The sequence below is a fragment of the Sphingopyxis macrogoltabida genome (assembly GCF_001307295.1).
Lineage (GTDB): Bacteria > Pseudomonadota > Alphaproteobacteria > Sphingomonadales > Sphingomonadaceae > Sphingopyxis > Sphingopyxis macrogoltabida_B.
This window is the reverse complement of the sequence record NZ_CP012700.1, coordinates 1,605,587-1,622,788: the sequence shown is the minus strand read 5'-3', so window position 1 is coordinate 1,622,788 and position 17,202 is coordinate 1,605,587. Positions and strand designations below refer to the sequence as shown.

Below are 17,202 nucleotides of genomic sequence, written 5' to 3'. Positions count from 1 at the left end.
GCCATGCAAGACCCGTTGGATATGACCGGACTGTGGACCGGACAGTATTGGTATCCTGAGCCTTGGGAGCCTCCGATGGGTTTTGTCGCGATAATAAACGACAATGCGGGTCTATTGGCCGGATCGACCTCCGAAGCCTCCGAATTTTGGGTTGGCATCGATGAGCGTGCCGATATTCGCGGGGTGCGAGCCGGCACGGCGGTGAGCTTTCACAAATACTATAACGGTGACGGCGCCTATGGCCATGCGGTGACCTATGACGGCACGCTCAGTACCGATGGCCAACAAGTCGAGGGCCGCTGGTCCATCGACGACTATTCGGGCACCTTCATTATGGCTCGCAGCCTTCAGTCGTTTCACGAAGAGGAACGGGAAGAGAGCGTCGAGGTTCGAACTCCCGTCAACTGACCGCGTCGTTCCGCACTTCCGCCAGCGCCTGATGGATGTCGCTGACCACCACCGACCCCTCGCCTACCGACGACGCGACGCGCTTGACCGATCCCTTGCGGACGTCTCCGATAGCGTAGATGCGCGGCCAGCTCGTTTCGTAGCGGCTCGGCATGCGGTCGAGCGACCAGCCTGCCTTGACCAATTCCATCGGCGCGATGTCGGCGCCGGTCTTCACGAACCCGCGCTCGTCGCAGACCATTTCGCGCGGCAGCCAGCCGGTGTTCGGGCTGGCGCCGAGGAAGAGGAACAGGAAGCGGCAGTCGCAATGGCCCTCGGCGCCGGTCTCGCGGCAACGATAGGTCAGCCCGGCCAACCCCTCCTCGCCGTGCAGCGCGGTGACATCGGTCGACGGGATGATCTCGATATTCGGATGCTCCTCCAGCCGCTTGACCAGATATTCGGACATGGTGTCGCGCAGGCTCGACCGGCGAAAGATGACATGCACCTTCTTCGCGACGCTCGCGAGATAGATGGCGCCCTGCCCCGCCGAATTGCCCGCCCCGACGACGGTGACCTCGGCGTTGCCGCAAAGCTGCGCTTCCATCGGCGTCGCGCCATAATAGATGCCGCGGCCTTCATAAGCCTCGATGCCCTCGATCGGCAGCCGCTGATATTGCGCCCCGCTGGCAACGACGACCGCGCGGCTGCGCAGCTTGCGCCCGTCGGCGAGATGGAGGCAATAGGCCTCGCCGTCGCGCCCGATCGACGCCGCGCGCACCGGCGCCACCAGCCGCGCCCCGAATTTCTGCGCCTGCACCGTCGCACGCCGCGCCAGCTCGTTGCCCGAAATGCCGGTTGGGAAGCCGAGGTAATTTTCGATCTTCGATGACGTCCCGGCCTGCCCGCCCGGCGCCAGCGCGTCGAGCGCGATCACCGTCAGCCCTTCCGACGCCGCATAGACAGCCGCGGCGAGCCCGCCCGGACCGCTGCCGACGACGAGCACGTCGGCGGTCGCCCCGTCGGGGAGCAGGTCGAGGCCGAGGCCCGCCGCGAGCTGTTCGGGCGTCGGCTGGACCAGCACGTCGGCGGCGCCGAGAATGACCGCGGGCAGCTCGGCTTCGGTCAGCCCGCGTTCGGCCATCAGATGCGCCGCGACCGGCCCGTCGGCCGGATCGAACCAGCGATGCGCGACGCCATGCTTCATCAGCAGGTCGCGCAGCGCATAGACGCTGCGGTCCATCGCCGCGCCGATGACGATCGTCACCGCGAAGCCGCGCGTGTTGCTGAACTCGCGGCGCGCCGACAGGACGCGAACGAAGATGTCCGAATAATGGGAATTGCCCGCAATCAGGCGCTGAAAATCGGCGTGCGCGATCCGCAGGATATCGCCGTCGGCGCCCATTTCGACGCGCGACAGATGGCGCTGCCCGGTCAGCACCGACAGGTCGCCGGCGAACTGGCCGCGCTCCATCCAGCCGACGCGCTTGCGACCTTCGTCGGTCGAAGCGAAGATGTCGGTATGGCCCGACAGGGTGACGATACAGTCGGGCGCCATCGCGCCTTCCTCGACGAGCAGGTCGCCCGCCTTGTGCGATTCGATGGTTCCGAACGCCTTCAATTCCTCGAGTTCGCTATCCGTGAAGGTGTGATTCACATCGGCGGGAGCGACCATGGCTTCATTTCCTTCTCTCGTCATCCCGGCCTTCGCCGGGATGACGAATGCTTAGCGGCCCCGCCGAACTTTGTCTTGCATTTGCGCGGTCTGGCGCATGTCAGCCCCGGTTCGGCCCCACTGTTACCGGCTTATTACAAAATTGCGCCAAAGGGTCTTTACAGGGGGGACCCCCCTGCATATAGCGCCCTCCGCTGCCCCAGGGGGACTTCCAATAACCGCAAGGCAGCCTTGGATGTTTAACGTATTTTTTGGGGGTCCCTTGAGTTGCACCAGCATCATAGCGCCCACGGGCTGATTCAGGCACTTTCGCCGGTCGAACCTGTTACGCTTGTCCGCCCGCACGCCGCGGCGCGCGCAGCGCGTTTCTTCATCGAGCGATTTCCCGGCACGACCATGTATGCGGTCAAGGCGAATCCGTCGCCCGACCTCTTGCGCGTGCTGTGGGATTCGGGCGTCACCCATTATGACGTCGCCTCGATCGCCGAGGTGCGCCTCGTCGCGCGCACCCTGCCCAAGGCGACGCTCTGTTTCATGCATCCGGTGAAGGCCGAGGAAGCGATTTCCGAAGCCTATTGGAAGCATGGCGTGCGCACCTTCTCGCTCGACACGATGGAAGAGCTGGAGAAGATCGTCCGCGCCACCGAAGGCGCGCAGGATCTCAACCTGCTGGTCCGTCTCCGGGTATCGTCGGATCATTCGAAGCTCAGCCTCGCCGCCAAGTTCGGCGCCGAAGCCGACGAGGTCGCCGAACTGCTGATGGCGACGCGCCAGGCCAGCGACGCGCTCGGCATCTGCTTCCATGTCGGCAGCCAGGCGATGACCCCGCATGCTTATGCCCAGGCGATGGAGCGCGTCCGCGCCGCGATCGTCGCGGCGTCGGTGACCGTCGACATTATCGATGTCGGGGGCGGCTTCCCGTCATCCTATCCGGGCATGGAGCCGCCCCCGCTCGACGCCTATTTCGAGACGATCCACCGCAGCTTCGAAAGCCTGCCGATCAGCTATTCGGCCGAACTTTGGTGCGAACCGGGCCGCGCGCTGTCGGCCGAGTATAGCTCGCTGATCGTTCGCGTCGAAAAGCGCCGCGGCGACGAGCTGTACATCAACGACGGTGCCTATGGCGCGCTGTTCGATGCCGCGCACGTCGGCTGGCGCTTTCCGGTCAGCCTGCTTCGCGACGGCAAGAGCGATGCGGAAATGACGGCGTTCAGCTTTTATGGCCCGACGTGCGACGACCTCGACCATATGGCCGGGCCTTTCTTTCTGCCCGACGATATCAAGGCTGGCGATTTCATCGAGATCGGCATGCTGGGCGCCTATGGCTGCGCAATGCGGACGAAGTTCAACGGTTTCGGGGCCGAGGAAATCCACGTCGTCAGCGACGAACCGATGGTGAGCCTCTACACCGGCGAAGCCGAACCCGAACGCCGCAGCGCGACGGTGACCAAGCTGTTCTGAACAGGGCGGTAGGTTAAAGACGATAGGGGCCGGTGCCGCAACGCGCCGGCCCCTTTTTAATTAATGGCGGGTAGGGTCCGGAAGCGGACCTCTCATCTTCGTCATCCCGGACTTGATCCGGGATCCATGACTTCCGCCGCGATGGATCCCGGATCAAGTCCGGGATGACGACTGTGGATGAAGCAACGTCCGCTGCTATTCAGAATCCTGCCCCCCGTCACCCGGCTTTCCCTCATTGATCGATCATGCTAGCCCCTCGGCCGGGCGGCACCGAAAATGCGCCAGAGATATAGCCGTAATCCATGCAGCCCTTCCACCATCTCCTCGCCAATAACCTCGTCGCCAACATCACCAACTTCACGGTGTGGTTTGCGCTGACCTTCTGGATTTTCCTCGAGAGCCAGTCGGTCTTCGCGACGGGGATGATCGCGGGCATCTATCTGGTGTTCACCTCGGCGCTCGGCATCTGGTTCGGCAGCCTCGTCGACCATCATCGCAAGCGCAACATGATGCTGGTTTCGAGCCTCGCATCGCTGGCGATCTATGCCTTCGCGCTCGCCTCCTATGCGCTCGATCCCGATATTCGCGCCGTCAGGCAGGACAGCGCAACACTATGGCTGTTCATCCTGCTGACGATGTTCGGCGTCATCGTCGGCAATATCCGGATGATCGCGCTCCCGACGCTCGTCACCCTGCTCGTGCCCGAAGACCGGCGCGACCGGGCGAACGGGCTGGTCGGCGTGGTCAGCGGCATCGGTTTCCTGACCACCTCGGCGATCAGCGGCTTCCTCGTCGCGTGGGGCGGCATCGCCGCAACTTTGGTGTTTGCCGTCGGCCTGTCGCTGCTCGCCGCGCTCCATCTGCTGTTCGTCCATATCGACGAGCCGCGCGATACCGGCGCGCATGACGCACCGCGGCAGGTCGACCTTGCCGGGACGTTTCGCCTTGTCCTCGGCATTTCGGGCCTGTTCGCGCCGATCCTCTTCACCGCGCTCAACAACCTGCTCGGCGGCGTGTTCATGGCGCTGATGGACGCCTATGGCTTGTCGCTGATGGCGGTCGAGCAATGGGGCCTGTTGTGGGCGGTCATGTCGTGCGCCTTCATCGTCAGCGGAGCGCTGATTTCACGGACGGGGCTTGGCGCCAATCCGGTGCGGACGCTGCTTTTGGTCTGCCTGGTCGAATGGGTCGTCGCCGCCGTCTTCACCATCCAGTCGTCGATCCCGCTGCTCGCGATCGGCTGCTTCGTGTGGCTCTTCCTCGGCCCCTACGCCGAGGCCGCCGAACAGACGGTGCTCCAAAAGGTCGTCCCTTACGAACGTCAGGGCCGCGTCTTCGGCTTTGCCCAGTCGGTCGAGCAGGCCGCGTCGCCGCTGACCGCCTTTCTCATCGCGCCGCTGACCCAGTTCGTCTTCGTGCCGCTGATGACCGACGGCGCCGGGGCCGATGCGATCGGCGACTGGTACGGCCGCGGCCCCGAACGCGGGATCGCCGCGGTGTTCACGATCACCGGCCTGCTCGGTGTCGTCGCAACGATCGCCGCGTTCCGGTCGAAATCCTATCGCCGGATTTCGGCCGCCTATGCCGCGGGCACCGGCGAGACCCGGCTGGCAGCAGCCGAGGCTTAGCCCACTAAGCGATTTTTCTTGCGCCGGCGCCCGGCTTTGCGAAAGTCGGCGGCGAAGGAGCGAACGCTGAATGACCATGCTAGAAGGCATCCGTATCATCGACCTGACGACGGTGATTTTCGGCCCCTATGCGACCCAGATGCTCGCCGATCTCGGCGCCGAGGTGATCAAGGTCGAAACCCCGGGCATCGGCGACGTGTCGCGCTATCTGGGCAGCGGCATTCCCGACCCGACGATGGGGTCGGTTCATCTGACCGTCAATCGCGGCAAAAGGTCGATCGCGCTCGATCTCAAACGGCCGGAGGACGCCGGAGTCCTGCGCGACCTGATCGCGACCGCCGACGTCTTCATCCACAATGTCCGCGGCAAGGCCATCGCAAGGCTCGGATTCGACTATGCGGCGTGCAAGGCACTCAAGCCCGACATCATCTATGTCCACGGCACCGGTTTCGGGCAGGACGGCCCCTATTCCGACCTGCAGGCCTATGACGATGTGATCCAGGCCGCGACCGGGACGACCAGCCTGCTGCCGCGCGTCGACGGCGATCCGCGGCCGCGCTACCTGCCGTCGCTGATCGCCGACAAGGTCGCCGGCCAGTTCGGCGCGCAGGCGATCCTCGCCGCGCTCGTCCACCGGCTCAGGACCGGCGAAGGTCAGGCGGTCGAGGTACCGATGTTCGAATGCTTCGCTGCCTTCATGCTCACCGAGCACCTCCGCGACGCGGCGCTCGATCCGCCGATCGGCCCCGCCGGATACCCGCGCCAGCTCGATCCGACCCGCCAGCCCTTCCCGACCGCCGACGGCCATATCGCGGTCGTCCCCTACACCCCGGCTTCGACCGCGCGATTGATGGGGCTGCTTGGCAGCGACGCGCTCCTCACCTCGCCGGAATTCGAGGCAGCCAAAATGTGCGGCCAGCATATGGCGCTCGTCTACGATGAAATTGCGCGGAAAACGCCAGCCCGGACGACCGCCGAATGGCTCGAAATCTTTGCGGCAAACGACATTCCCGCCATCGCCGTGCGCGACCTCGAGGATATCAAGGACGATCCGCACCTTAAGGCGACCGGCTTTTTTCGCCGCCGCGTCCACCCCGATGTCGGCGCGTTTCACGAGATGCGGCCGCCGGTCAGATATGGCGCCGCCGCGCCCCGCGAACCTAGCTTCGCGCCGCGCATCGACGGTGATGGTCCCGCGATCCGCGCCGAAGTCGCCGGCAAGCGGCCGTGACGTTCTGCGATTGCATCTCGCCGGGCAAGGCCTAGCATTGCAGGACAACAACAGGGGGAGATGCCTATGTCCGCAAACCTGCTCGCACCGGGAGCCGTCCTGATTCTGTGGACGCTCGTCATGTTTCTGTGGCTCGCGGCGACCCGCTTCCCGGCGATGAAAAAAGCGGGGATCGACCTGAAAAAAACGCCGCCGGGCGGGCGCGGCGCCGACCTCGAAAAGATATTGCCGGCAGAGACCAACTGGAAATCGCATAATTATACGCATCTGCTCGAACAGCCGACGATCTTCTATGCGGTCATCCTGATCCTGCATGCCGTGGGCGGCTATCCAGCCTATGTCGTCTGGATTGCCTGGACCTATGTCGTGCTGCGCATCGTCCACAGCCTGTGGCAGGCGACGGTCAACCGCATTCCGGTGCGCTTCACGCTGTTCCTGCTGTCGACGCTGTGCCTGCTCGCACTGTCGCTGCTCGCGGTTATCGCCACTTTGGGTTGAGGGGGAGAAATATGGATAACAACGCAATATTGGGACCGGTCGCGACGCTCGCGCTCTGGTCGATGATCATGTGGGTGTGGATGTACGCGACGCGCATCCCCGCGATGCAGCGCGCCAAGATCGACGCTGCCAAGCTCGTCGGCGGCACCGGCAAGGGGCTCGACGACCTGCTGCCCGCCGAAGTGCAGTGGAAGGCGCACAACTACAACCATCTGATGGAACAGCCGACCGTCTTCTATGCCGTCGCGCTGGCGCTCGCGATCGGCGGCATGGGCGGCGGGCTCAACGCGCAGCTTGCCTGGGCCTATGTCGCGCTACGCATCGTCCACAGCCTCGTCCAGGCGACCGTCAACCGCGTCATGTGGCGCTTTGGCATCTTCGCGTTGGCGAGCCTCGCGCTGATCGCGCTGTGCGTGCACGCCTTTATCGGGTTCGTGCTGCACTAACCATGGCGTGAGAAACGTGCGGCCAGTTCCACATGGGTCGACCAGCGGAACTGGCCGACGGGTTGCACCCAGTCGAGGCTATAGCCGCCCGCGACCAGCAGCTTCGCATCGCGCGCGAAGCTGGCGGGATTGCAGCTTACATAAGCGATGAGGGGCGCCTGTGATGCCGCAAGCTGCTTGACCTGTTCCTCGGCCCCCGCGCGCGGCGGGTCGAGGATCACGGCCCCGAACCGGTTCAGTTCGGCCGGCACCAGTGGACGCCGAAACAGGTCGCGATGTTCGGTGGCGACCAGCGCCCGGGCGCGATTTGCGGCCCCCGTCAGCGCCGCGATCGCATCGCGCGCGCCCTCTGCAGCATAGACTTTGCGCCCGGCCTGCACCGACAAGGCGAAGGTGCCGACCCCCGCGAACAGGTCGGCGACCGCCCCGGCGTCGCCGATCGCGCGCCGGACCGCGTCAATCAGCGCTACTTGTCCTGCCGTGGTCGCCTGCAAAAAGGCGAACGGCGGTACCTCGACCGATATGTCGCCGAAGCGCACTGTCGGCGGTTCGGGCTGCCACAGCGTTTCGAGCCCGTCGCCCTGATCGATCGCCAGCCGGGCAAGGCCATGCGCGCCAGCGAAATCCTGGATCGCCATCGCCGCGTCGAGCCCTTCGGCCTTCACCCCCTCGAGGATCAGTTCGACCCCTTGGTCGAGCATCTGGAGCTTGACCTTTACCGGGCGCCTTTGCGGCGCGATGACCGCCAGCAGTTCGCGCACCGGCGCGACCAGCGCGAACAATTCGGGCAACAGCAGCGGACACATCCGCATGTCGACGATCTGGTTGCTCTGCGCCGCGTTGAAACCGAGCGCGACCTGCTTGCCCGTCCGCAGCGCAGTGAGCGTCGCGCGGCGGCGGCTCTGCGGCGGCGACAAGTGCGCCGGCAATACCTCGCCGCCCGCGACATCCTGTCCGGCCAGCGCGCCCGCAACGCGATCGCGCACGAATTCGGCGAGCGCGGGTTCGGCAACATGCTGGAGCTGGCAGCCGCCGCACTTCCCGAAATGCCGGCACGGGGGATCGGCGCGGTTCGGGCCGGGGATGATGATGCCGTCGTCGCGCACGCGGTCGCCGGGCACGCCGCCCATCACATGGCGCCCGTCGCCCGTCACGCCATCGCCGCGCGCGGCGATGCGCTCGATCAAGTTTGCTTCCGTCATGCTCTTACCAAATCGTCCGCTACAAGGCCGGGGCCGATAGCCTGCCCGCGCGCGATATGCCACCCCACCGCAGCGACCGCGGCGTCGAAGGGATCGCCGCCGCGCGCCAGCATCGCACCGCACGCCCCCGCGAGGACATCGCCCGTGCCAGCGGTCGCGAGCCACGGGCTGCCCGGCCATGCGGCAACAATGCGGCCGTCGGGCGCGGCGATGATCGTGTCGGCGCCCTTGTAGACAACCACCGCCTGCGTCCGCACCGCGGCGGCCTTCGCACGATCGATCTTGCTGCCGTATAGCTGTGGGAAGGTGCGCGCGAACTCGCCTTCGTGCGGCGTCAGGATTGCCTTGCACGGCGTTTCGGAGAGGCGCGGCAGTGCTGCCGCGATCGCCGCGGCGTCGAGGACAAGCGGCTTGCCCGAATCGAGCGCCGCCTCGACGTCGAACAGCAGGTCGTCGCCTGCCGGAAAGCCCGGCCCGATGACGACCGCGCCGACGCGCGGATCGTCGAGCCGTTCGCCGAACTTCTCTTCGCCCTCGACGACGATTGCGGCGAACGGCGCCCGCTCGCTGCCATCGAGGACGACATAGCCTGCTCCCGCCCGCAGCGCCGCCGCCGCGGTCAGTTCGGCAGCGCCCGGCATCGGTCCCGCAAAAACCAGCACCATCCCGCGGCTGAACTTGTGAGCGTCCGGATCGGGCTGCGCCGACTCGCTCGCCGGCATGGTGTGCATCGCCCTGCTCGCCCATATCCCGATCGGCGCGAGCAGGATATGACCGCACGCCGCCGCCGTCGGCAGCAGCACATGTGCTGGCTTCAGCGCTCCCAACGCCAGCGTCACATCAGCGGGCAGCGGTGGCACCCAACCCGCAGCACCATCGCCATCGGCGCCGCTCGGCACGTCGACGGCGAGGATGCGGCTCGCAGCAAAGCCGCGCAACGTCGCCGCCAGATCGTCGGCCAGCGGCCGCGACAGCCCGACGCCGAACAGCGCATCGACGATCAGCGGCGTCGGCCTCGTCTTTCCATCGAGCACCTCGACCGGCCCGGTCCAGCGCGCACGCGCCGCCGTCGCCAGCTTGGTCGTTGGGTCGGCCAGCGCCGCGACGCGCACCGTCGCCCCACGCCCGGCAAGTAGCCGCGCCGCGACATAGCCGTCGCCGCCGTTGTTGCCGGGGCCGCACAGAATCAGGATCGGCGAACCGGCTGCCATCCGCCAAGCCGTATCGGCGACGGCTGCCCCGGCGCTCTCCATCAATTCAGCGAGCGATGTACCCTGAATTGCGCACGCGGCCTCGGCCTCGCGCATCGCAGCGGTGGTCAGGATCGGGGCGCCCAAGGGTATCGCCATGCCGCAACCCTTTCATGCCGGAGCAAAAGCCTATTTCGAACCACCGGTATTGGCCGGCAGGCGATAGCGGTCGGTGCCGACCGCCACCTCGATCAACTTGTCGCCGACGATCGTGACCTTCGCCGGTTCGGACCCGTCGGCCGACACCAGTCCGCGCCCGTCGGTCGTGATCAGCAGGCGCCGATATCCGACATCGCCGCGCCCGACCACAAGTGCCGTCCCGTCGGCGCCGCTCATTTCCTCGACGGTGCAGGTACGGTCGAACAGCTTGGCGCCTTCGAGCGCGCATTCGATACGGCCATTTTCGGCCGCCTCGCGCGATCCGCGCGCTTCGGCCTCGGCGAGTTCGCCGTTGTCGGGCGCGCCGCTGCATCCGGCGAGCAGCAGGAGCGGCAGGAATGCGCCCCGGTTCGATATCATCCCTTGTTTCCCTTCAGCTGCGACAGGTCGCGCACCGCTCCCCTCGCGGCACTCGTCGTCATCGCAGCATAGGCCTGAAGTGCTACCGAAACCTTGCGCGGGCGCGGCTTGGCGGGCTGCCATGCGACATCGCCCTTCGCTTCCATCGCTGCCCGGCGCGAAGCGAGTTCGTCCTCCGGAACGGCGAGCGTGATCGTGCGCGCCGGAATATCGATTTCGATCCGGTCGCCGTTTTCGACAAGGCCGATCGTGCCGCCTTCGGCCGCTTCGGGCGAGACATGGCCGATCGACAGTCCCGACGTGCCGCCCGAAAAGCGCCCGTCGGTGATCAGCGCGCAGGCGGCGCCAAGCCCCTTCGACTTCAGATAGCTCGTCGGATAGAGCATTTCCTGCATTCCCGGCCCGCCCTTCGGTCCCTCGTAGCGGATGACGACGACGTCGCCCGATTCGACCTGTCCGGTCAGGATGCCCGCAACCGCGGCGTCCTGGCTTTCATAAACCTTGGCCGGGCCCGAAAATTTCAGGATCTTCTCGTCGACGCCCGCGGTCTTCACGATGCAGCCGTCGAGCGCGATATTGCCGCTGAGCACCGCGAGCCCGCCGTCCTTGCTGAACGCATGGTCGGCCGAACGGATCACGCCGGTTTCGCGATCGAGGTCGAGGTCGTCCCAGCGCCGGTCCTGGCTGAATGCCACCTGCGTCGGCACGCCTCCCGGCGCCGCCATGAAGAATTTCTGCACCTCGGGGTCGTTGGTCCGCGAAATATCCCATTTGTTGAGCGCGTCGCCCAACGTCGCGCTGTGCACCGTCGGAAGATGCGCATGGATCAGCCCCGCCCGTTCAAGCTGGCCGAGGATCGCCATGATCCCGCCGGCGCGATGGACATCCTCCATATGCACGTCGCTCTTCGCCGGCGCGACCTTCGACAGGCACGGCACGCGGCGCGACAGCCGGTCGATGTCGGTCATGGTGAAATCGACGCCCGCCTCGAACGCAGCGGCGAGCAGGTGCAGCACGGTGTTGGTCGACCCGCCCATCGCGATGTCGAGGCTCATCGCGTTTTCGAACGCCTCGAAGGTCGCGATACTGCGCGGCAGCACGCTGTCGTCGTCCTGCTCATAATAGCGGCGGCACATCTCGACCGCGATGCGGCCGGCGCGCAGGAACAATTGCTTGCGGTCGGCGTGCGTCGCGAGCGTCGAGCCATTGCCCGGCAGCGACAGCCCCAGCGCCTCGGTCAGGCAGTTCATCGAATTGGCGGTGAACATGCCCGAGCAGGAACCGCACGTCGGGCACGCCGCGCGCTCGATCTCGGTGACTTCCTCGTCGCTATATTTCTCGTCGGCCGCGACCACCATCGCATCGACCAGATCGAGCGCGACCTCCTTGCCCTTCAGCACCACCTTGCCCGCCTCCATCGGCCCGCCCGACACGAAGACGACGGGGATGTTGATGCGGAGCGCCGCCATCAGCATGCCCGGGGTGATCTTGTCGCAGTTGGAGATGCACACCATCGCGTCGGCGCAATGGGCGTTGACCATATATTCGACGCTGTCGGCGATCAGGTCGCGGCTCGGCAGGCTGTAGAGCATCCCGTCGTGCCCCATCGCGATGCCGTCGTCGACCGCGATCGTGTTGAATTCCTTGGCGACCCCGCCCGCCGCCTCGATCTCGCGCGCGACCATCTGGCCGAGGTCCTTCAGGTGGACGTGGCCGGGAACGAACTGGGTGAAGCTGTTGACGACGGCGATGATCGGCTTGCCGAAGTCGCTGTCCTTCATCCCTGTCGCACGCCATAACCCGCGCGCGCCGGCCATATTGCGGCCATGAGTGGTGGTGCGCGAACGATAAGAAGGCATTTCAAAGGCTCCGAGAAATATTATTTCACAAAATTGCGATCGGATGCGCGTCTACACGCCTATTCGCCGATATTCAATGTTACTTTCTTGCACATGCGCGCCAGCCGTTCGGCAAACAGCGCCTGTCCCGCCGCATCGCGGACAAGGTCCTGCCGCATCTCGATCCCGACATAGGGAATCCCATTGCCTTCGGCGTGGCGGTTCATCGTCGCGTTGAGCAATTTGCCCGAGTAAGGAAGCTGGTCTCCGACGTTCAGCCCTTCGGCTGCCAGCGCCGCGATCGCCGCCGCCGCGAGCCGGTCGTCCTCGTTATACAGCACCCCGACATGCCATGGCCGCGCCTGCTCGGGATGCGCCGCCAGCGCCGGGGTGAAGCTGTGCAACGACAGGATCATCGCCGGGCGGTGCGCCGCAATCGTCGCGGCGATATGATCGTGATAGGGCCGGAAAAACCGCGCCAGCCGCGCCTCGCGCCCTACATCGCCCAGCGCATTGCCCGGCACCGCGTGGCCGTCGCTGGCAATCGGCAGCACGCCGGGGGCGTCTTCCTCGCGGTTGCAGTCGACCACCAGCCGCGACACCCCGCCGAGGATCGCGGCATCGACCGCGCCACTTTCGACAAGCAGCGCCGCCACTTCGGCGACGCCGATGTCGATCGCGATATGCTCGCGCAGCAACGCGGGATCGATGCCGAGATCGATGTCGGCGGGCACAAAGGCCGAGGCATGGTCGGCGATCAGCAAGATGCCCCCTGCCCGCGCCGCGCCCAGTTGCCGCCACGCTTCGCTCATCGCAATGCTCCCGCCATCTGCCACCAGTCCGGCCGGCCTTGCGCCAGATGCGCCGCCGCGGCGTCGCGCTCGGCCGGCGCGTCGAACAGCGCGAAACAGGTCGCACCCGACCCCGACATCCGCGCCAGCCACGGGCGCAGGGCGCCGAGTTCGGTCAGCACGTCGACGATCGCCGAACACTGGGCGATCGCGGCACGCTGGAGGTCGTTGCGCCCGGCAAAGAGCTGCGCGCGGAGGTCTGCCCCGGTGAACAGCGGCCCGCGATCGATGCCGTCCCACGCCGCGAACACCGGCCCGGTCGCCACCGGTTGGCGCGGATTGACGAGCAGCGCCGGAGTGCCGGACAGCCGCAGTTCGGGAAGCGCGCTCAGCTCATCCCCTGTCCCGAGGCCGAGGCAGGTCGCGCTGGCAACGCAGGCGGCGATATCGGCGCCGAGCGGCGCAACCAGCCGCGCGAGCTGCGCGTCGCCAAGTTCGGGCAGGAAGTGTCGCCGGACCAGCCGCGCCATCGCTGCCGCATCCGCCGACCCGCCGCCGATCCCGGCGGCGACCGGCAGGCGCTTGGTCAGCGTGATGGCCAGCGGCGGCACGCGATCGGCGCCATAGCGCATGCGCAGCAGCGCCAGCACCCGGCGAACCAGATTGTCGTCGCCGGCGGTCAGTCCCTCGGCGAAATCCCCGTCGATGCTCAGGCTGTCGGCGTCGGCGAACTCCGCTTCGATTCCATCGCCATCGTCGACGAAAGCGAACAGCGTCTCGATATCGTGATAACCGTCGGCGCGGCGCCCGCGGACGTGCAACGCGAGGTTGATCTTCGCCCAGCCGGTTTCGCGAAAGGCGGTCATGGCGCGGTCGTCGCCTCGCTCAGCCCGTCGCGGAGCTTCGCCTCGATCCGCGTCGCCATGTCGGCCTCGGCGAGCAGCGCCGCGGCGCGCCAGCTATAGCGTGCCTGAAACCGGCGTCCGGCCTTCCAATACGCATCGCCGAGATGCTCGACGATCACCGGATTGTCGGGTTCGCCCGCTTGCGCCTTTTCGAGCAGCGGCACCGCTTCCTCGACGCGGCCGGTCAGGAAATAGGCCCAGCCGAGCGAGTCGGTGATGCTGGCATTCTGCGGTTCTTCGTTCCACGCCGCCTCGATGCGGGCGAGCGAGGTCTTGACGTCCTTGCGCCGCTCGAGCGCCGAATAGCCCGCGAAATTGAGTACCGTCGCATCGTTCGGCCGCAGCGCCACCGCCTTTTCGAGCAAGGGTTCGGCTTCGCCCCAAGCGTCGGCCTGCAGCAAGAGTTCGGCGCGTGCGATCAGCAACGTGCCGCGCAACGCGGCGCCGTCTTCCCCCGTACCGAGCGTTGCTTCGAGCCGCGCATAGGCGCGTTCGGCCGCCTTCGGATCGTCCGATCGCCGCGCGATATCGGCAAAACGGACGAGCAGACTGCGCACCGGCGGCTCCTGCGCGGCGGCCGCCTCCGCCAGCTTCGCTGCGCCCGCCGGATCGCCGGCGTCGGCCATCAGCTCGGCGCGGCGCATGTCGAGCACCGGCGGCATCGTCCTCCGACTGCCCGCGAGCAACGCCAGCGCGTCCTGCCGTTGATCGTTGCGATCGAGCGCCTCGACCAGCGCCGACCGCGCCATCCAGTCGTTCTCGTCGAGCCAAAAGGCTGTGCGCCCGAACAACAAGGACAGTTTCGGGCTGCTGTTCGGCGTGCGCGCAAAGGCGTCGGCGAGCAGCGCCATCCAATGAGCGATCCCGCCGCGCGGCGTCGATACCGGCTGGTCGGGCAAGAGCAGCATCGGATCCTCGCGGCCGCCCGATGCGAGCGCGATACGCCCACGCAGCCGGTCGCCCGCTTCGCCCTGCCCCGTCTTGTCGAGCGTCGCCGCGACGCGAAGGGCGACGAGCTGGCTCGTGCGGTCGGTCAATATGATCTCGTCGGTGATCGACACGGCTTCGGCCGTCCGTCCCGTCGCGAGCTTGACCAGTGCCGCTTCGAGCAGCAGCGCAGGTTCGGGCCGCGCCCGGACGCTCGCAGCGGCAAGGTGACGTTCGGGCTGCTTCGCCCGCGCGCCGACATCGATCCATGTGTCGAGCGTCGGCTGGATCAGGCGCGATATCGCGTCGCCGCCGGTCTTGTCGGCACGACCGTTCATATAAAGCTGCGCGCCCTTCCAGTCGGCGCGGCGGATCGCGTCGACCAACAGGACGAGTTGGGCGTCGAAACGGCGATCGCCGCCCTGCCAGAGCTGCGCTGCCGCCCCGCGTGCTACGGCGAGGTCGCCCGTCTCGATTGCCCGTTCGAGAATCCGCCCGCGCACCCCGGGAAGCGTCGGCGCGTGACTGGCGAGCGTTTCGAGCGCCGACAGGGCCGCGGCAGGGTCGCCGGCGTCCTCTGCCAGCCGCGCCCGCACCAGCGCATTCAGCGCCGCGCCATTGTCCTCGGCGCTCCACGCGGGCGATGCGAGCGCCAGCATCGGCAATGCAGCGCCCCAAACTGCAAGGAGGCGCACCGCGAGGAACCGGGCGGACTTACATGTTCGGATAATTGGGGCCTCCGCCGCCTTCGGGGGTGACCCAGTTGATATTCTGTGTCGGGTCCTTAATGTCGCAGGTCTTGCAATGGACGCAATTCTGCGCGTTGATCACGAATTTCGGATCGCCCTCAGCCTCGCCGACGATCTCGTACACCCCCGCCGGGCAATAACGCTGCGCGGGCTCGTCATAGAGCGGCAGATTATATTCGACCGGAATCGACGGGTCCTTGAGCTGGAGGTGGACCGGCTGGTCCTCCTCATGGTTGGTGTTCGACAGGAACACCGACGACAGGCGGTCGAAAGTCAGCACGCCGTCGGGCTTCGGATAATCGGGCTTCGGCATCATGTCGGCACGATAGAGCGTCGTGTTGTCGGGATGATGCTTCATCGTGAAGGGCATGCGAATCTTCAGCGTTTCGGCCCACATTGTGATGCCCGACAGGATCGTGCCCGCCAGATCGCCATATTTCTCGACCAGCGGCAGGACGTTGCGCACGACGCTGAGTTCCTTCTTCACCCAGCTTTCGTCATAGGCATCCTGATAGGCGGTCAGCGTGTCGCTGCCGCGGCCAGCGGTCACTGCCGCGAACGCCGCCTCGGCCGCCATCATGCCGGACTTCATCGCGGTGTGGGTGCCCTTGATGCGCGGCACGTTCAGGAAACCGGCGCTGTCGCCGATCAGCGCGCCGCCCGGAAAGGCGAGCTTCGGCACCGACTGGTAACCACCGTCACTGATCGCGCGGGCGCCGTAGGAGACGCGCTTGCCGCCCTTCAGGATCCTGGCGATCTCGGGGTGCGTCTTCCACTTCTGCATTTCCTGAAAGGGCGAGGTGTGCGGGTTGCGATAGTTGAGCCAGGTTACGAAGCCCAGCGCCACCTGTCCGTTCGCCTGATGATAGAGGAAGCCGCCGCCGTTACTATTATGGTCGAGCGGCCAGCCCTGCGTGTGGATGACGCGGCCCTCGGCATGATTTTCGGGCTTGATGTCCCACAATTCCTTGACGCCGAGGCCGTAAACCTGCGGCTCGCAGTCGGCGTCGAGCGCGAATTGCGGCTTCAGCATCTTGGTCAGGTGCCCGCGCACGCCCTCGCCGAAGAAGGTATATTTGGCATGGAGTTCCAGACCCGGCTGGTAATCGCCCTTATGGCTGCCGTCGCGTGCAACGCCCATGTCGCCGGTCGCGACGCCCTTCACCGAACCATCGTCATTGTAGAGGATTTCGGCAGCGGGGAAGCCCGCAAAAATCTCGACCCCCAGCCCTTCGGCCTGCTCGGCGAGCCAGCGGCAGAGATTGCCGAGGCTGCCGGTATAAGTACCCCTGTTGTGCATGAAACCGGGCGAGATGAATTCGGGCAGGCCGAATTTCTTCGTCTTGGTCAGCACCCAATGCTGGTTGTCGTTGACCGGCACCTCAGCGAGCGGGCAACCCTGTTCGCGCCAGTCGGGGATCAGTTCGTCGAGCGATTTCGGGTCGATCACCGCCCCCGACAGGATATGCGCCCCGACCTCGGACCCCTTTTCGAGGATACACACCGATAGTTCGCTACCCGCTTCGTTCGCGAGTTGCTTGAGGCGGATCGCCGCCGAAAGTCCCGCCGGACCCGCTCCGACGATGACCACGTCATAGGGCATCGATTCCCGTTCGCTCACCGCAATAACCTTTCTGCCGTCCCCGCGCCGATCATTCATCGTGTCCGGCGCTCATTCTGTCACGAATTGCGATG

15 protein-coding genes are annotated in these 17,202 nt (G+C 66.2%); 6 read left to right on the top strand and 9 right to left on the bottom strand.

What is annotated here, in order from left to right:
- Window positions 1-75: 75 nt before the first annotated feature.
- Window positions 76-408 carry a hypothetical protein gene (locus AN936_RS07600; protein ID WP_149037622.1) on the top strand — a complete coding sequence of 111 codons (333 nt, stop codon included), beginning with the start codon at window positions 76-78 and terminating at the stop codon, window positions 406-408.
- On the opposite strand, the gene AN936_RS07595 is transcribed toward AN936_RS07600, so the two are convergent.
- Window positions 401-2,062, bottom strand: coding sequence for an FAD-dependent oxidoreductase (locus AN936_RS07595; RefSeq protein WP_054587614.1), 1,662 nt, complete (start codon window positions 2,060-2,062; stop codon window positions 401-403). The genes AN936_RS07600 and AN936_RS07595 overlap by 8 nt on opposite strands.
- 267 nt (window positions 2,063-2,329) lie before the next feature.
- Here AN936_RS07595 and AN936_RS07590 point away from each other — a divergent pair, with 267 nt between their 5' ends.
- From AN936_RS07590 to AN936_RS07570, 5 genes are all read left to right on the top strand, one after another.
- Window positions 2,330-3,523 carry a type III PLP-dependent enzyme gene (locus tag AN936_RS07590; protein WP_054587613.1) on the top strand — a complete coding sequence of 398 codons (1,194 nt, stop codon included), beginning with the start codon at window positions 2,330-2,332 and terminating at the stop codon, window positions 3,521-3,523.
- A gap of 302 nt (window positions 3,524-3,825) precedes the next feature.
- Window positions 3,826-5,151 carry an MFS transporter gene (locus AN936_RS07585; protein WP_054587612.1) on the top strand — a complete coding sequence of 442 codons (1,326 nt, stop codon included), beginning with the start codon at window positions 3,826-3,828 and terminating at the stop codon, window positions 5,149-5,151.
- Window positions 5,152-5,221: 70 nt separating this feature from the next.
- Window positions 5,222-6,382, top strand: coding sequence for a CaiB/BaiF CoA transferase family protein (locus AN936_RS07580; RefSeq protein ID WP_054587611.1), 1,161 nt, complete (start codon window positions 5,222-5,224; stop codon window positions 6,380-6,382).
- A 66-nt stretch (window positions 6,383-6,448) separates the two neighbouring features.
- A complete protein-coding gene (locus tag AN936_RS07575) occupies window positions 6,449-6,880 on the top strand; it encodes an MAPEG family protein (RefSeq protein WP_054587610.1) in 432 nt (143 codons plus the stop codon).
- An 11-nt stretch (window positions 6,881-6,891) separates the two neighbouring features.
- Window positions 6,892-7,326, top strand: a complete 435-nt coding sequence (locus tag AN936_RS07570; protein WP_054587609.1) for an MAPEG family protein — start codon at window positions 6,892-6,894, stop codon at window positions 7,324-7,326.
- Here AN936_RS07570 and AN936_RS07565 read toward each other — a convergent pair.
- The 8 genes from AN936_RS07565 to AN936_RS07530 are packed head-to-tail and all read right to left on the bottom strand — an operon-like array spanning window position 7,323 to window position 17,128.
- The gene (locus AN936_RS07565; RefSeq protein WP_054587608.1) at window positions 7,323-8,528 is read right to left on the bottom strand and encodes a class I SAM-dependent RNA methyltransferase; all 1,206 of its coding nucleotides are present in this window, start codon (window positions 8,526-8,528) and stop codon (window positions 7,323-7,325) included. The two genes, AN936_RS07570 and AN936_RS07565, sit on opposite strands and share 4 nt — an antisense overlap.
- A complete protein-coding gene (locus tag AN936_RS07560; RefSeq protein WP_054587607.1) occupies window positions 8,525-9,877 on the bottom strand; it encodes a bifunctional ADP-dependent NAD(P)H-hydrate dehydratase/NAD(P)H-hydrate epimerase in 1,353 nt (450 codons plus the stop codon). Before AN936_RS07560 ends, AN936_RS07565 begins: the two co-directional genes overlap by 4 nt.
- 30 nt (window positions 9,878-9,907) lie before the next feature.
- Window positions 9,908-10,297: a hypothetical protein gene (locus AN936_RS07555; protein WP_054587606.1), complete on the bottom strand. Its 390-nt coding sequence runs from the start codon at window positions 10,295-10,297 to the stop codon at window positions 9,908-9,910.
- Window positions 10,294-12,156, bottom strand: a complete 1,863-nt coding sequence (gene ilvD, locus AN936_RS07550; protein ID WP_054587605.1) for a dihydroxy-acid dehydratase — start codon at window positions 12,154-12,156, stop codon at window positions 10,294-10,296. The genes AN936_RS07555 and ilvD overlap by 4 nt, the downstream gene beginning before the upstream one ends.
- 59 nt (window positions 12,157-12,215) lie before the next feature.
- Window positions 12,216-12,947, bottom strand: coding sequence for an N-formylglutamate amidohydrolase (locus tag AN936_RS07545; RefSeq protein ID WP_054587604.1), 732 nt, complete (start codon window positions 12,945-12,947; stop codon window positions 12,216-12,218).
- Window positions 12,944-13,792 carry a 4-(cytidine 5'-diphospho)-2-C-methyl-D-erythritol kinase gene (locus tag AN936_RS07540; RefSeq protein WP_054587603.1) on the bottom strand — a complete coding sequence of 283 codons (849 nt, stop codon included), beginning with the start codon at window positions 13,790-13,792 and terminating at the stop codon, window positions 12,944-12,946. Before AN936_RS07540 ends, AN936_RS07545 begins: the two co-directional genes overlap by 4 nt.
- Complete coding sequence (locus AN936_RS07535; RefSeq protein WP_234715773.1) at window positions 13,789-15,453, bottom strand: hypothetical protein; 1,665 nt, start codon at window positions 15,451-15,453, stop codon at window positions 13,789-13,791. Before AN936_RS07535 ends, AN936_RS07540 begins: the two co-directional genes overlap by 4 nt.
- A gap of 19 nt (window positions 15,454-15,472) precedes the next feature.
- A complete protein-coding gene (locus tag AN936_RS07530; RefSeq protein ID WP_054590158.1) occupies window positions 15,473-17,128 on the bottom strand; it encodes an electron transfer flavoprotein-ubiquinone oxidoreductase in 1,656 nt (551 codons plus the stop codon).
- Window positions 17,129-17,202 lie beyond the last annotated feature (74 nt).

What these genes read in the sequence shown, in the direction of transcription:
- AN936_RS07600 (WP_149037622.1), top strand. Translation starts at nt 76, where the DNA reads ATGGGTTTTGTCGCGATAATAAACGACAATGCGGGTCTATTGGCCGGA.
- AN936_RS07595 (WP_054587614.1), bottom strand. Translation starts at nt 2,062, where the DNA reads ATGGTCGCTCCCGCCGATGTGAATCACACCTTCACGGATAGCGAACTC.
- AN936_RS07585 (WP_054587612.1), top strand. Translation starts at nt 3,826, where the DNA reads ATGCAGCCCTTCCACCATCTCCTCGCCAATAACCTCGTCGCCAACATC.
- AN936_RS07580 (WP_054587611.1), top strand. Translation starts at nt 5,222, where the DNA reads ATGACCATGCTAGAAGGCATCCGTATCATCGACCTGACGACGGTGATT.
- AN936_RS07575 (WP_054587610.1), top strand. Translation starts at nt 6,449, where the DNA reads ATGTCCGCAAACCTGCTCGCACCGGGAGCCGTCCTGATTCTGTGGACG.
- AN936_RS07570 (WP_054587609.1), top strand. Translation starts at nt 6,892, where the DNA reads ATGGATAACAACGCAATATTGGGACCGGTCGCGACGCTCGCGCTCTGG.
- AN936_RS07565 (WP_054587608.1), bottom strand. Translation starts at nt 8,528, where the DNA reads ATGACGGAAGCAAACTTGATCGAGCGCATCGCCGCGCGCGGCGATGGC.
- AN936_RS07560 (WP_054587607.1), bottom strand. Translation starts at nt 9,877, where the DNA reads ATGGCGATACCCTTGGGCGCCCCGATCCTGACCACCGCTGCGATGCGC.
- AN936_RS07555 (WP_054587606.1), bottom strand. Translation starts at nt 10,297, where the DNA reads ATGATATCGAACCGGGGCGCATTCCTGCCGCTCCTGCTGCTCGCCGGA.
- ilvD (WP_054587605.1), bottom strand. Translation starts at nt 12,156, where the DNA reads ATGCCTTCTTATCGTTCGCGCACCACCACTCATGGCCGCAATATGGCC.
- AN936_RS07545 (WP_054587604.1), bottom strand. Translation starts at nt 12,947, where the DNA reads ATGAGCGAAGCGTGGCGGCAACTGGGCGCGGCGCGGGCAGGGGGCATC.
- AN936_RS07540 (WP_054587603.1), bottom strand. Translation starts at nt 13,792, where the DNA reads ATGACCGCCTTTCGCGAAACCGGCTGGGCGAAGATCAACCTCGCGTTG.